This window comes from Ilumatobacter sp., from assembly GCF_030065885.1.
Lineage (GTDB): Bacteria > Actinomycetota > Acidimicrobiia > Acidimicrobiales > Ilumatobacteraceae > Ilumatobacter.
Map to the genome: position 1 here is coordinate 1 of NZ_JASJCS010000026.1, position 13,082 is coordinate 13,082.

At 69.5% G+C, this 13,082-nt stretch carries 11 protein-coding genes and 1 pseudogene; 6 read left to right on the top strand and 6 right to left on the bottom strand.

Going from position 1 to position 13,082, the window contains the following annotated elements:
• Nucleotides 1-1,646, bottom strand: a pseudogene (locus tag QNJ12_RS08005) (hypothetical protein); the annotation flags it as partial.
• A 75-nt stretch (nucleotides 1,647-1,721) separates the two neighbouring features.
• Here QNJ12_RS08005 and QNJ12_RS08010 point away from each other — a divergent pair.
• Nucleotides 1,722-2,240 (top strand): gamma carbonic anhydrase family protein, encoded by a 519-nt coding sequence (locus QNJ12_RS08010; RefSeq protein WP_300621307.1) that lies wholly within the window; start codon nucleotides 1,722-1,724, stop codon nucleotides 2,238-2,240.
• A gap of 51 nt (nucleotides 2,241-2,291) precedes the next feature.
• Nucleotides 2,292-3,101 carry a 50S ribosomal protein L11 methyltransferase gene (locus tag QNJ12_RS08015; protein WP_300621309.1) on the top strand — a complete coding sequence of 270 codons (810 nt, stop codon included), beginning with the start codon at nucleotides 2,292-2,294 and terminating at the stop codon, nucleotides 3,099-3,101.
• A gap of 16 nt (nucleotides 3,102-3,117) precedes the next feature.
• On the opposite strand, the gene QNJ12_RS08020 is transcribed toward QNJ12_RS08015, so the two are convergent.
• The 3 genes from QNJ12_RS08020 to QNJ12_RS08030 all read right to left on the bottom strand — a co-directional run bounded on the left by QNJ12_RS08020 (nucleotide 3,118) and on the right by QNJ12_RS08030 (nucleotide 5,463).
• Complete coding sequence (locus QNJ12_RS08020) at nucleotides 3,118-3,981, bottom strand: ribokinase (RefSeq protein WP_300621312.1); 864 nt, start codon at nucleotides 3,979-3,981, stop codon at nucleotides 3,118-3,120.
• Nucleotides 3,982-3,989: 8 nt separating this feature from the next.
• Nucleotides 3,990-4,295, bottom strand: a complete 306-nt coding sequence (locus tag QNJ12_RS08025) for a WhiB family transcriptional regulator (protein WP_300621315.1) — start codon at nucleotides 4,293-4,295, stop codon at nucleotides 3,990-3,992.
• A gap of 106 nt (nucleotides 4,296-4,401) precedes the next feature.
• Nucleotides 4,402-5,463, bottom strand: a complete 1,062-nt coding sequence (locus QNJ12_RS08030) for an aminotransferase class I/II-fold pyridoxal phosphate-dependent enzyme (RefSeq protein WP_300621317.1) — start codon at nucleotides 5,461-5,463, stop codon at nucleotides 4,402-4,404.
• A gap of 63 nt (nucleotides 5,464-5,526) precedes the next feature.
• On the opposite strand from QNJ12_RS08030, the gene QNJ12_RS08035 reads away from it, so the two are divergent.
• Nucleotides 5,527-6,369 (top strand): MurR/RpiR family transcriptional regulator, encoded by an 843-nt coding sequence (locus tag QNJ12_RS08035; protein WP_300621320.1) that lies wholly within the window; start codon nucleotides 5,527-5,529, stop codon nucleotides 6,367-6,369.
• A gap of 69 nt (nucleotides 6,370-6,438) precedes the next feature.
• On the top strand, nucleotides 6,439-8,013 hold the full coding sequence (locus QNJ12_RS08040) for a peptide chain release factor 3 (protein WP_300621323.1): 1,575 nt from the start codon (nucleotides 6,439-6,441) through the stop codon (nucleotides 8,011-8,013).
• Between the two features lie 13 nt (nucleotides 8,014-8,026).
• On the opposite strand, the gene QNJ12_RS08045 is transcribed toward QNJ12_RS08040, so the two are convergent.
• Together QNJ12_RS08045 and QNJ12_RS08050 are read right to left on the bottom strand one after the other, a co-directional pair.
• Nucleotides 8,027-9,046: a DUF3626 domain-containing protein gene (locus tag QNJ12_RS08045; RefSeq protein WP_300621326.1), complete on the bottom strand. Its 1,020-nt coding sequence runs from the start codon at nucleotides 9,044-9,046 to the stop codon at nucleotides 8,027-8,029.
• A 112-nt stretch (nucleotides 9,047-9,158) separates the two neighbouring features.
• On the bottom strand, nucleotides 9,159-11,423 hold the full coding sequence (locus QNJ12_RS08050; RefSeq protein ID WP_300621329.1) for a hypothetical protein: 2,265 nt from the start codon (nucleotides 11,421-11,423) through the stop codon (nucleotides 9,159-9,161).
• A 61-nt stretch (nucleotides 11,424-11,484) separates the two neighbouring features.
• Between QNJ12_RS08050 and QNJ12_RS08055 the strand changes: the two genes are divergently transcribed.
• Together QNJ12_RS08055 and QNJ12_RS08060 are read left to right on the top strand one after the other, a co-directional pair.
• Nucleotides 11,485-11,667 (top strand): hypothetical protein, encoded by a 183-nt coding sequence (locus QNJ12_RS08055; RefSeq protein WP_300621330.1) that lies wholly within the window; start codon nucleotides 11,485-11,487, stop codon nucleotides 11,665-11,667.
• Nucleotides 11,668-12,320: 653 nt separating this feature from the next.
• The gene (locus tag QNJ12_RS08060; RefSeq protein WP_300621333.1) at nucleotides 12,321-12,683 is read left to right on the top strand and encodes a hypothetical protein; all 363 of its coding nucleotides are present in this window, start codon (nucleotides 12,321-12,323) and stop codon (nucleotides 12,681-12,683) included.
• Nucleotides 12,684-13,082: the final 399 nt, after the last annotated feature.

Genomic DNA, 13,082 nt, shown 5'->3' on the forward strand with positions numbered 1-13,082 from the left:
TCGGGCGCTGGGCGGGAGCTCTCGGTGGTCGTGTCGGTGTCGGCACCAGGCTCGGTGGGCGCCGAGTCGGCCGCCGGTTCGGGGGTCGCGGCGGCGGGTTCGGTTGCCGGCTGTTCGTCGGTGGTCGCGGTCGCCGCGTCGCCGCGGGTGTCGGTCGCCTGGTCGTCGGGCGCAGGCTCGGTAGCGACCTCGGCGACGCCGGCATCGGTGGCTTCGGGAGCCGAGCGACGAGGCCGGTCGCGACCGGCGTCCTGCGGCTGGCCGGCGCCGCGCCGATCGCCGGACCCCTTGTCCCCGCCTCGCTGACCGCCGCCCTGCTTCCGCCCGCCCTGCTTCCGCCCGCCCTGCTTGGCTGCGCCGTCCTTGCCGTCCTTGCCGTCCTTGCCGCGACGGTGGTGGGTCGGCCGCAGCGGCTTCGGCATGGGTGCCTTCGGATCGACCTCGATCTCGAAGAGCGCAGCGACGTGAGGAAGGGCGGGCGCCAGCCGCTTGACCGTCGCCGTCAACTCGTCGTTGACGACGTCGGGCTTCGTCGCCGGCGCGACCGAGGCATGGATCGGCGAGAACGCGGCCGCCTCGAGCATGGCAATCCATCGATCGGGGCTGTCCATGGGCGCCAGGGAGGCATTCGTGCTGTCGATCAGGCGCTTGGCGATGTCGACCGGGAACGGTACGCCCGCCTTCGGCGGCTGCGACGACAGCCGGAGCGCACGGATGACGCGGCCGACAGCGAGCGCGGCATCGACATCGCCGAACCACAACTGGAGCTCTTGCTCTTGCTTGTGAACGAGCGCGTCCTTCAACTCGTCGCTGAGCGCTCGTGTCGATTCGTCGCGTGCGACGATCGGGTCGCCGGCCGCGGCGACCACGCTGCGAAGGTCGCGCAGGTCGAGGTGTTGCATCTGGCGCTGGGCCGCCTCGGCGCGGTCGCGCCACTCGGCAACCCGCAGCTTCGGCAACAGTTCCTCGGCCAGCTTCATCACCGACGCTTCCGGCATCGTGGCCCGCCCCTCGGCGGCAGCCTTCTCGTTGTCCTCCCGCAGCCGCTGGCGTACGGCGCCCAGGCCCTGGAGAGCGAGCTCTGCGATGGGACGCTGCTCTTCGGGCAGCTCGGCGAGGACCTCGTTGCGGTGCTGCTTGCCGGGGCGGAGTCGCTTCGGCTTCGGTCGCTGCGGCACCTCGGGCGGCGGCGTGAACGACGGGCCGCGGCGACGCTGATCGCGGCGTCCACCACCGTCACGACCGCGGCGGCCGTCGCCTCGACCATCGCGGCGGCCGTCACCGCGACGATCCCGGCCGCCGTCACCGTCACGACGGCCACGCCGGTCGTCGTCGCGCCGGGGCCGGCGGTCGCCCTTGCCACGCCTCGCTCGCGTCTCGATCACGGGTTGGAACTCGCGCTCGGGCGGCAGCAACTCGATCAGGTCGTCGCGGCGTTGCTTCTCGCGTCCGTGCACCACCGAGAGCACCGTGATGCCGTCGATCTCCTGATCGACCTCGACCTTCAGCTCGTCGCCGATGGCAGCGCCGTCGGGGAGGATCGTGCCGTCGAGCACGCCGCGCGGCTGCTTGGCCCCGGCGGCGCGCCATGTCCACGTGCCGTCGCCGAGCGCGCTCGTGAGTTCGATGTCGATCCGTCGGGACATGGTGCGCAACGGTATCGCCTGACCGGGTCCGAGCACCATTGCCGGCGAGCCGAAACCGCCGTGTACCGTGCCGCCGTGCCCGTCTACGCACTCGGTGACCTCGAGCCGTCGATCGACGGTGACGCCTACGTCCACCCCGACGCCGTGATCATCGGATCGGTCACCGTCGGCCCGCAGAGCTCGGTGTGGCCGGGTGCGGTGCTCCGCGGTGACGAGGGGGACATCGCGATCGGCGCCGCCACCAGCGTCCAGGACAACGCCGTGCTCCACACGACGCCCGACGTGCCGACGGTGGTCGGGGATCGGTGCGTGATCGGTCACATCGTGCACCTCGAGGCGTGCACCGTCATGGACGACGTGCTGGTGGGCAACGGTGCCATCGTGCTGCACGAGGTCGTGGTGCACCCGTGGTCGATCATCGCCGCCAACTCGGTCGTGCTCGACGGCACGGTCGTGCCCACGGGCGCGATCGCGGTCGGGTCGCCGGCCGTGGTCAAGGAGGGCCGTGCGCGGCGCGAGATGATCACCGAGGGTGTCGAGGCCTACGTCACGCGCAGCCGGCGGTTCCGCGACGATCTCAGGCGTCTCGACTGACGTGGCGATCGTGCGCCCTTCTCCCGGCCGGGAGGCGTCGGGCTGATGCGGATGGTCGAACTCGTCGTGCCGCCGGCCGACGCAGAGCTCGCCGCCGATCGGCTGTGGGCGGCCGGTGCCAGAGCGGTGGAGGAGATCGCCGACCGGGCCGGGCACGTCCGGCTCCGGACGGCGCTCGCGAGCACCGATGCGCTCTCTGCACAGCGGATCGGCGCCCTGCCGCCGACGTGGCGACTGGGCCACGTCGACGTCGACGACGAGCCGGCCACGACGTGGCGAGAGTTCGCGAACCCCGTCCGCGTCGCGGCCGACCTGGTGATCAGCCCGGCCTGGAAGCTCGGCCGGCACGACACCGGCACCACCGAGGTCGCGGTCGAACCGGCGGGATCGTTCGGCCTCGGTGACCACCCCACGACGAAGCTGGCGGCAACGGCGGCCTGGCGGCTGGTCGCCGCCCACGACCAGGTGCTCGATGTGGGCTGTGGGAGCGGCGTCCTCGCGATCGTCGCGGCGAAGGCGGGCGCCCGCCGGGTCGTGGCGGTCGACGTCGCAGACGCGGCGATCGAGGCGACGATCGACAATGCCCGCCGCAACGACGTCCACATCGTCGAGGCGAGCACCACGCCGATCGGCGAGGTCGTCGGCGACTACGACGTCGTGCTGGCGAACATCCTGGCTCCGGCCATCGTGGCGATGTCCGCCGACCTGCGCCGCGTCACCGCACGCGGCGGCGTCCTGGTGATCTCGGGCATCCTGGCCACGGACCACCAGCACGTCCTCGATGCGCTCGTCCCGATGGAGCCGGTGCGGACCGAGATCCTCGACGGGTGGGCAGCAGTCGAGCTCCGACACCGGCGCTGATCAGACCCGGGCCGACTCACGAGCCGAGCAACTGCCGAATCGTGGCCTCGGACGGTTGGGCCGGCACGGCGCCACGCACCGTCGTCGCGAGCGCGCCGGCGGCAGCGCCCCACCGGACCGCGTCGAGCAGTTCGTCGCCGGCCGCGAGCCGTGCGGCGAGCGAGCCGCAGAAGGCGTCGCCCGCACCGGTGGTGTCGACGACGGACACATCGAACGCATCGACGTGGCGTGTGCCGGAGGTGGTGACCACGTCGACCCCTTCGCTGCCACGGGTCACCACGACCACCGGACACACGTCGAGGAGCGCCGAGGTGCCACCGACGAGGCCGACCTCGTGCTCGTTCGGCACGAGCACGTCGACGAATGAGAGCAGCTCGCGGTCCAGCGGAGCGGCGGGCGCCGGGTTGAGCACCGTCGTGGCACCCCGGCGCCGAGCCTCGCCCAACGCAGCCCTCACGGTGTGGACCGGCACCTCGAGCTGCACGAGCACCACAGCCGACGGCGGCAACGCGGCATCGGCCGAGACGTGTGCGTTCGCTCCGGGCACGACGACGATCGAGTTCTCGCCCTGCTCGTTGACGGTGATCAGTGCGCGCCCGGTCGGTGCGTCGACGTCGGCGACGGCGTCGAGGTCGATGCCGGCATCGTCGAGGACGGAGCGGAGCTCGGCGCCGGCTGCGTCGCGGCCGAGCGCGCCGACGAACGCGGTCCGCGCTCCGCTGCGGGCGGCGGCGACCGCCTGGTTCAGGCCCTTGCCGCCCGCATGTTCCGCGTACGCCGTACCGAGCACGGTCTCACCCGCCGACGGCAGCCGGGGCGCGGTCGCGACGAGATCGAGGTTGGCACTGCCGACGACACAGACGTCGACGTGGGGCGGCACGGGGGGCGTCAGCCCGCAGAGCGGGCGCGCACGCCGATCGGGGCGATGAGACGGAAGCCGGCCGCGTGCCGCTCGTCTTCGCTCTCACCACCCCAGAAGCCGTATTCGTGCTGGTCGCGTGCGAACTCGCGGCACGTCGAGCGGACCGAACAGCTGGCGCACACCTGCCGAGCGGTGGCCTCGCGTCGTTCGCGGGCCTGCGGTCGCTCGGCAGCGGTCGGGAAGAAGAGGTGCGTCAGGCCCTTGCAGGCCGCTCGTTCCATCCAGTCGTCCTCGGTCTGAAGACGAGTGCTGATGATCTCGACTGCTGCCACGGATGAACCCCACATTCATGACACGGGGCGGCGGCCCCACTTGATCCCACGGACAGGCGCCCCGGCACCCGACGAAGGGACAACGTAGTGCCTCCTAAACGGTCAGTCAATTGTGTGATGCAAGTATTGCGGTGACACCGGCCGCGAACCGTTCGACGTCGTGTTCGGTCGTGTCCCAGGCGGTCATCCAGCGCACCTGGTGGCGAGCTGGATTCCAGTCCCAGAAGAAGCACCACGAACGCAATGGCTCGATCGCTCGCGGTGGCAGGGTCGGGAAGACGCTGTTCACGGTCGGCGGCCCGTCGTGCTCGACGCCGTCGATCGTCGCCGTCCGTTCGTACATCGCGCCGGCGAGCCGGTTCGCGTGCGCAGCGAGGTCGATCCATCGGTCGCCGTCGAGCAGGGCGGTGAGCTGGGCGGCCACGAAGCGCATCTTCGACGGGAGCTGCGTCACGGTCTTGCGGACGTAGGCGGCTCGCGACGCCAGCGCGCGGTCGAGGTAGACCACCGCTTCGGCGGCGAGCGCCCCGTTCTTCGTCGCACCGAACGTGACCACGTCGACACCGGCGTCGACGGTCATCGCACGCAGCGTCTCGACGGTTCCGCCGAGCGCCGCCGTGGCGTTGGCGATCCGGGCCCCGTCCATGTGCACGCGCATGCCGTGGCGATGCGCCACCTCGCAGATCGCGCCGATCTCGTCGATCGAGTACAGCGTGCCGAGCTCGGTGCTCTGGGTGATCGACACGACGGCGGGCTGGGCGTGATGGGGCACCCCGAGCGCGGTCGCCTGCTCGGCGACGTGGTCGGGTGTCAGCTTGCCGTCCGGGCACGCGACGTCGATCAGCTTGCAGCCGGCGATCCGCTCGGGTGCGCCGGTCTCGTCGACGTTGATGTGCGCCCAATCGGTGCAGACCACCGCATCGCCCGGCCGCACCAGCGAGGTCAACGCCATCACGTTGCCCCCCGTGCCGTTGAACGTGAGGAACGTCGAGACATCACGCCCGAACAGCTCGTCGAAGGCCCGCTCGCAGCGCCGGGTCTCCTCGTCGTCGCCGTAGGCGAGCGCGTGGCCCGCGTTGACGCGGGCGATCGCCTCGAGCACGGCCGGGTGGGCACCGGCCGCGTTGTCGCTCGCGAACGCACATCGTGGAGGCTCGGGCAGCGTCATCGCGCCAGTATGGCGAGGAGCCGCCGCCCGAGCGCCGCCGGCCCCGGTGTACGGTGACGCTCCGTGGAGGTCGCCGAGCGAATTCGCGCGCACAGCATTCAGCTCACCGCCGCCGAACGGCGAGTCGCCGAAGCGATCCTCGCCGCGCCGCAAGCGGTCGGCTTCGGCACCGTCGCCGACCTCGCAGCCACGGCCGGCGTGGGAGCGGCGTCGGTGGTGCGCCTGGCGACGAAGCTCGGCTTCGACGGGTACACCGACCTCCAGGCATGCATCCAGCTCGACCTCACCAGCCAGCTGCGGCCGGCCGCAGAGCGGATCCTCGAAGCCGGTGAGCAGGCCACCTCCGAGCACGCCGCGACCGAGATGGCGAACGTCCGAGCGACGCTCGATGCCGCATCGGACGCGGCCACGTCATCGGTCGTCGAGCGCCTCTCTGATCTCGCACGACCGGTCGTGGTGCTCTCGGGCGAGGCGTCGGCAGGCGTCACCCACCAGTTCCTGTCGCAGCTCCACCAGCTCCGCGCCGACGTGTCGGCCCTTGCGGGCAGCGAGGTCGCCGTCCGGCGCGACCTCGCGGTGCTCGACGGTGCGGCCACCGTCGTCGTGATCGATCTCAGGCGGTACGAGCGATGGGTGCTCGACGCGCACCAGATCGTGCAGCAACGGGGTCTGTGGTCGGCGGGGCTGACCGACAGCATGCTCTCGCCGATCGCAGCTCGCGCCGACGTGGCCTTCGTCGTCGCCGCCGACTCGGTCGGGCCGTTCGACAGCCACGTCGGCACGATGGCGCTCCTCAACCTGTTCGTCGCCGGCGTCGCATCCCGGCTCAGAGACACCGCGCCCGATCGGCTCGCAGCCGTCGAGGCCGCTTGGCGCGAACGCGGCACGCTCACCGACACCACCTGAACCGCACTCGGCGCTGCCGGCGCCTTGGACCGGGTTCGGAACCGCCACGCCATCGATAGCCTCCCCTCGATGTCCGCACCCGTCGTCGACGAGGCCAACCGGCGACGCACCTTCGCGATCATCAGCCACCCGGACGCGGGCAAGACCACGCTCACCGAGAAGTTCCTGCTCTACGCCGGCGTGCTCGGTGAGGCCGGCGCCGTCAAGGCGCGCAGCGGCCGGCGGTCTGCGACCAGCGACTGGATGGAGATGGAGCAGAAGCGCGGCATCTCGATCAGCTCGACCGCCCTCTCGTTCGAGTACCGCGGGCACCAGCTCAACCTGCTGGACACACCCGGGCACCGTGACTTCTCCGAGGACACCTACAGGGTGCTGTCGGCGGTCGACGCGGTCGTGATGGTGCTCGACAGCGCCAAGGGCATCGAGCCCCAGACGCTGAAGCTGTTCGAGGTGTGCCGATCGCGGAACCTGCCGGTGATCACGTTCCTCAACAAGTACGACCGCCCGGGCCGCGAACCGCTCGAGCTGCTCGACGAGATCGAGGAGCAGATCGGTCTCCGACCGACCCCGGCGACCTGGCCGGTCGGCATCTCAGGCGAGTTCCGCGGTGTCGTCGATCGCCGGACGGGCGAGTTCACCCGCTTCACGCGGACGACCCGGGGCACCGCCATCGCCCCGGAAGAGATCGTCGCCGCCGCGAGCGCGGCGGCGGAAGAGGGGAGCGCGTGGGAGCACGCGCAGGACGAGTGCGGCTTGCTCGACGCCGTCGAGGCCGACGTCGACCTCCCGTCGTTCCTGGCGGGGGAGTCGACCCCCGTCTTCGTCGGTTCGGCGCTCACCAACTTCGGCGTCCGTCACGTGCTGGACGCCATCGTCGAGCTCGCACCGGCTCCGCAACCCCGCCTTGACGTCGCGGGCTTGCCGCGGCCGCTCGACGGCGACTGCTCGGCCTTCGTGTTCAAGGTGCAGGCCAACATGGACCGTTCGCATCGCGATCGCATCGCCTTCGTGCGAATCTGCTCGGGCCGTTTCGAGCGCGGCATGGTGCTGATCTGCCACCGCACCGGCAAGCCGTTCGCGACGAAGTACGCATCGACCGTGTTCGGCGCCGAGCGGACCACCGTCGACGAGGCCTACCCAGGGGACGTCGTGGGGCTCGTCAACGCGACCGACCTCAACATCGGCGACTCGCTGTACGAACACGTGCCCGTCGAGTTCCCACCGATCCCACGGTTCTCGCCCGAAGTCTTCGCCAGCGCTCGCCCGCTCGACACCGGCAAGTCCAAGCAGTTCCGGAAGGGGCTGGCGCAGCTCGACGAGGAAGGTGTCGTGCAGGTGCTGCGCGATCCCGACATGGGCGACAACGCGGCGGTGCTGGCGGCCGTCGGTCAGCTGCAGTTCGACGTGTTCGCCGACCGGCTCGACGTCGAGTTCAACGCGCCGATCGAGGTGCTGGCGGCGCCGTACGAGTCGATCCGGTTGACCGACGACCAATCGGCGCAGCGACTCCGCGAGATCGGCGGCATCCGGGTGCTGACCCGCGGCGACGGGCGACTCGTCGCGCTGTTCGAGAGCCGCTACCGCCTGCAGCGGATCGAGAACGACGAGCCCGACCTCGTGCTCGACCACATCATCGCCGGATGACTCGCCGCGCGACTCACCGGCCGGCGTCGGACCCGAATCGCAGGACGCAGTGCCAGAGCTTCTTGTGCTGTTGGAGCGGCCCGAGCTCGTCATCGCCCTCGAGGCTCGGTGGCGTGTAGGGACGGCCGGCGAGCGACCGCCCGATCGCGGCGGCATCGACCAGCCCCGACTCGCCGGCGATTCGCCGTGCGAGCTCGACGACGGTCGGCCCCCGGAAGTCGGCCGGGATCGTGTCCGGTCGCACCGCTGAGCCCCCGTGCCACCGGAGCCGGACGTCGTGCCGCCGCGCGACGTGTTCGAGCGATGCTCCGACCGCAGTGCCCAGGAAGCTCGGGTCGGCGACGACTTCCTCGACGTCGTCCATCAGCGACACCCGGCCGTGCACCTGGGCCTCGACGTACCAGTCGAGCTCACGGGAAGGAGCGTGAGTCCCGGTGGGCGCGGTGTTCCGGTCGATCAGGTCCTCGGCGGAGCGGCCCGGCGGCGGGGCAGCGAGCACACCGGCGAGCACGCTGAGCATCTCGTCCGCGACACCGGCATCGCGGGGGTCGAGGTGGCTGTCCCCGACGGTGAAGGTCGCCCGCTGCTTGCAGTGCTCGTGCAGCACGACGTACGACGACCCGAACCGCGGCGAGCCGCCGAACGCGTCACCGGTCACGTCGAGCGCGCCGTAGACGGGTCGGACGGCGTCGACGCCGTCGTAGGCCCCGTCGAACATCCGACGTTCCCACAGCGTCCGTCGCCCACCGGGCACCGCGAACCGGCCGCCGTTGGAGATGCCGGTCTCGAACTGCGGGCGGTAGCACCCGTCGTCGAGCAACCCGTCCGCAACGCTTCGCCCGTGCCGATCGCGCCGGTCCGGATGGAAGTTCAGCGTCAGCCGAGATCGGGCGAGGAGCTCGTCGGCCAACACAGCTGCATCGGCGGGGGAGCGGGTCGTCAGTCGATCGAGCGCAGCATCACGATCCGCCCGCGCCCGCGCTCTGACGGCACCGATCGCGGCGAGCTGCGCGTCGTCGAGCTGATGGCCCATCGCCGCTGATCCTCGCGCAGCGAGTGCACCGGCCCCGGAACCGAGTCGGTCTCCGTGCGATTCCGAGACCCGCCACGTACCAACCGGCTTGCCTGATCGGACCGCGCAGGTCTCAGATGCAGTCGTCCCGGTACGCACAGAGCTGTGCGTAGGTCTCGTTGAGGCGATCGAGCGCGCTGTCGAACGTCAAGAGCTCGAGGCGATGGGAGAAGGGTTCGACGTAGCGGACCGACTCGTCATCCCACGACCAGTCACTGCTCCAGGAAACATCCCGCAACTCCTCGAAGTAGACGGTGGACCACGTGATCTCCTGAATGCCGGTCAGTTGCAGGACAACGCCGAAATCCTCCTTCAGTTCGCTGTCCCGAACACGATGGAGCACGTGGTAGACGTATGTCCCGTCGTTCTCCTGCCGTGCGAAGAGTTGCACGTCTCGGGCATCGTTCCGCTCGTACTCCAGCGGGCGCTCCTCGATGATCGCCCGGATCTCTCCCACCGTGTCGCTGAGAGAGTCGGCCTCGGCCTGCAGCCGGCGCTGCGCCTTCTCGTCGATCACCGAGAGCGGGTCGGACAGCTTGGGTGCATCAGGATCATCCGGAAGGATGGCAGCGATGATCGACAGGACGAGACCGATGATCGAGACTGCGATAGCTATTGGTGGCGTTGCGGAGAGGAGCCTCAGAGCGGCGACGTTCGCGACGAAGCCGAAGAACTCGACGACGTCTTGGTTCGAATTTCCCCACTGACCGGCTGAGATCTCAGAGACCACCAGGGTCCCGCTGGTCAATGCTGCCAAGCCCGCGAAGAGAGCTGCACCCTTCAGGTTCCCCTGGAACTTCTTGGAGGCATCGCCGCTCAGCGAAAATGTCATCGTGACGATGCTCGCTGGGTCGATCCCTCGCGCGGCGGCGTTGAAGGATGCGTTTCCTTCCGCTGCAATCATTGCGAGCGGCATCGCACGAAGCAGGTACTCGTCGTGGCGCACGTCCGCGCTTCGTGCGGCGATCTCGAATCGCGTGCGCAAGGAGCGCAGCTCATCGTCGTCGACCCAAGCGGCGATGGCATCTCGCTGCTGTCCGGTCAGGGACGGCAGCCAGTCCCCTTGGAGGTCGGCTCGACCGGCGTCGTGCTCGAATTCACCCGCGTACCACGGGTTGGGGCTTCCTGGTGGGAGCCCCGCAACCGTGGCCGCCTCGCGCAGGTACGTGTCGACCTCTTCGGCGAAGGACTCGTACCTGAGCTGACCGTCTCCGATGGAGGTGCTGAACGTCCAGGACTCGCATGCGGGCGTCGTCGAGTGCTCGTACGGCCGAATGGTGATGATGCCGTCTCTCGCCGGCTCGGCGAAACTCATGGAGTCCGGGAGGTTGAAGAAGGTGACGGTCCGACGTCCGGCATTCGTCGTGACGGTGGTTCCGCGGGTCTTGAGGCCGTAGCCACCGAAGCCGTCCTTCTCTCGCCAGGAAGCCTCGGCGTAGAGCCGCTCGGCCCCGGCCGGGTCGATGTCGATCGCCAGGGTGTTGCCATCGGATGCGACGACCTGCATGTCCAGATCTGCCGGACACAATTCCGTTCCCGGTTCCGGGTCCCCGATGGGTGTCACCCCGGGTGTCGGTGCATCCGCGACCGCAGGGTCGGAGCCGCCACTCGGTCCCTCCGTGAAGATCGCGGGGTGCATCACGGGTGGGGACGGCGGATCGATCTCTGGCGGGTCGACGAACTCCACGTCGGGCACGCACTCCGACGCGTCGAAGCTCTGTCGTGGTGCGCTGCCGACGAGCACTTCGGTTCCGTCGGGGCGCTGCTCGTACATGCGCAACTGCCACGCGCCGGTCGGGATGCCGCCGAGCGCCACGGTGGCCGTGCTGTCGTCGTCGATCGTGTGGACGTGGCTGCCATGGATCTGATCGCCGGTCGCCGGGTCGACGAGCGAGATCCGATAGCCGGTTGATGCACCAGTCTTGTTCGTGACCAGCGCCTGCATCCGTGCGGTCTCATCGGCGGCGCAACTCGGTGCGATGTCCCATGTCACAGTCGTCGAGGTCGACGTCAGACACGTCGAGCGCCACGACTCGCCCGGATTCTTGACCGACACGTCCAGTGGCGTGGACAACGCGTAGCCGCGTTCGATCCACTTCCCGAAGATGACCACCACCTCGCTGTACGAACTGCGGTTCTTGAGAGAGATGTCCCAGCGGCCGACGAACGGTCGGCGCGTCCAGTCGTTCTCGCTGATGTGCGCATCGCGATCGATGTAGTGCCAGGAGTCGCCGGGGCCGTTTCGACCGTACAGCCACGCCCGGATGAGGAAATCGCTGCGGAGCACTGGCCACGCGTTGCCGTCGTCGTCGAATCGGAGCGGCCGCTCGTCGACCATTCGCATCGACAGAATCGCGTTGCGTTCCATCTGGAACGGCTCGCTCCACACGTTGGGTCCGTTGACGACCAGCGTCGGACTCGAGGCGCAGTCCTGGCTCGGGCGGTCCGGTGGCGAGTGCGGCGCAACGCACGTCGAGAAGCCGGACGCTTCGGTCCGGCCGATGATGCCGGTCACCGGCGAGTTCCAGTACGCGACCTCGAGGACGAACGATGTCGTCGTCGAATCGGACGGGTTCGTGTAGGTGAACGTGCCGTCGTCCATGAACCCGTCGCTCTGGAACGGTCCGTCGGCGGCGAAGCCCCTCTTCTGGCTGGAACTCGCGTAGCCGGGGAACCCGTCGGCGAGCATCGGGGACAACCTGATCTCGCTGTTGAAGCTGTGCCGGAAGGTGAGCGCGGTCGGATGCGATGTCCAGTGCCTGATCGTGGCGCGGAACGTCTCGCCGGGAGCCAGGTCCACAGCCCCGAACGTGGTCGCCGTCGGACCCGGCGTCTCGATCTCCAGCTTGTCGAGGCAACCACCGGCAGCTTCGACCGGCGCTGCTTCGGAGGCCCCAGCTGTGATCGCTCCGACGAGCAGCGCTCCCGCCAGGAGCAGGCTCACGCACCGTCGCCCCGCTCGATCCGCGCTCGTTTGTGGCCGACTGCGCATCCCGAATCCCCTTCATCCGCCCATCAAGAACCAGCGCCTGAAGCTAGCTCACCGTCGCGCAGCGTGAGACGCTTCTTGAGCGAACCTTGAAGGTTGGGGGAAGGATCGGGCGGGCCAGTCTCCTGCCATCGGGGTACTGGCAGCGAGCGAGTCACCAGCAACCCTGGTTCAGCAAGGAGTGCCAGAGTGGTGTCCATCGCCAGGATCCCCGCGCGCCGGGGGCCCGGCTGGCAGTATTTCGTCATGACGGAACCTCGCCGTTGCCGCTGGTGCAGGAGAGTGCTCCCGGAGCGGGAGGGGCCGGGCCGGCCGAAGCAGTTCTGCAGCCAACGGTGCCGCCAGTGGGACTGGGTCTCGCGCCAACGAGCGAATGAGCTCGAGCTGAGCGAGCACGAGCTCGTCATCGCGCGCCACGAGCTCGACGCCCTGCACGACGACCTCTACGTCCTCGCGTGCGCGGTCGACGACGCAGAGCGCGACCTCGCCACCGGCCGCCAGACGATCCACTCCCTGACCGACACCCTGACCTGGCTCCTCGACGCCGCACGGCCCCTCCGAGACCGCGAACTCTCCGCACCAACCCCACCACCCACCAATACGTCATGACGAAATAGCCGGGGGTCGAGCGCCGACGGGGACAGAGGGATGGGCAAACCCCTCGACCACGAGTCGAGACCAGGCGGATCGGCGACCACCGGCGACGCCCGAGCCGAAACCTCCAGGTAGGCAGGCCGCGAGGGAGAGCGATCCGACGGGGTGGCCGCCGACGTGCGGATGCCAGTGGAGATTGATGGGCGAAGGCAATGGGGATGCACCTCAAGTAGAGGGTCAATCGCGTCGGACAGCCGCAGACACGGCTCAGTCCGGGCTGCCGCCCATAATCTCCGTTATGTCAATATTGCGTCACGCGATCGACAAAGTGTCTGCGAATGGTCAAGAATGGACGAGTCGCAGGGCCCGAAGCCATGCCGTTCGCCTCGCTCACGGCCGGATCGTCGGTTCCAG

Bases quoted from the DNA above. Each gene is read 5' to 3' on its own strand.
- QNJ12_RS08015 (WP_300621309.1), top strand. From the start codon at position 2,292: ATGGTCGAACTCGTCGTGCCGCCGGCCGACGCAGAGCTCGCCGCCGAT.
- QNJ12_RS08030 (WP_300621317.1), bottom strand. From the start codon at position 5,463: ATGACGCTGCCCGAGCCTCCACGATGTGCGTTCGCGAGCGACAACGCG.
- QNJ12_RS08040 (WP_300621323.1), top strand. From the start codon at position 6,439: ATGTCCGCACCCGTCGTCGACGAGGCCAACCGGCGACGCACCTTCGCG.
- QNJ12_RS08045 (WP_300621326.1), bottom strand. From the start codon at position 9,046: ATGGGCCATCAGCTCGACGACGCGCAGCTCGCCGCGATCGGTGCCGTC.
- QNJ12_RS08050 (WP_300621329.1), bottom strand. From the start codon at position 11,423: ATGGTCGACGAGCGGCCGCTCCGATTCGACGACGACGGCAACGCGTGG.
- QNJ12_RS08060 (WP_300621333.1), top strand. From the start codon at position 12,321: ATGACGGAACCTCGCCGTTGCCGCTGGTGCAGGAGAGTGCTCCCGGAG.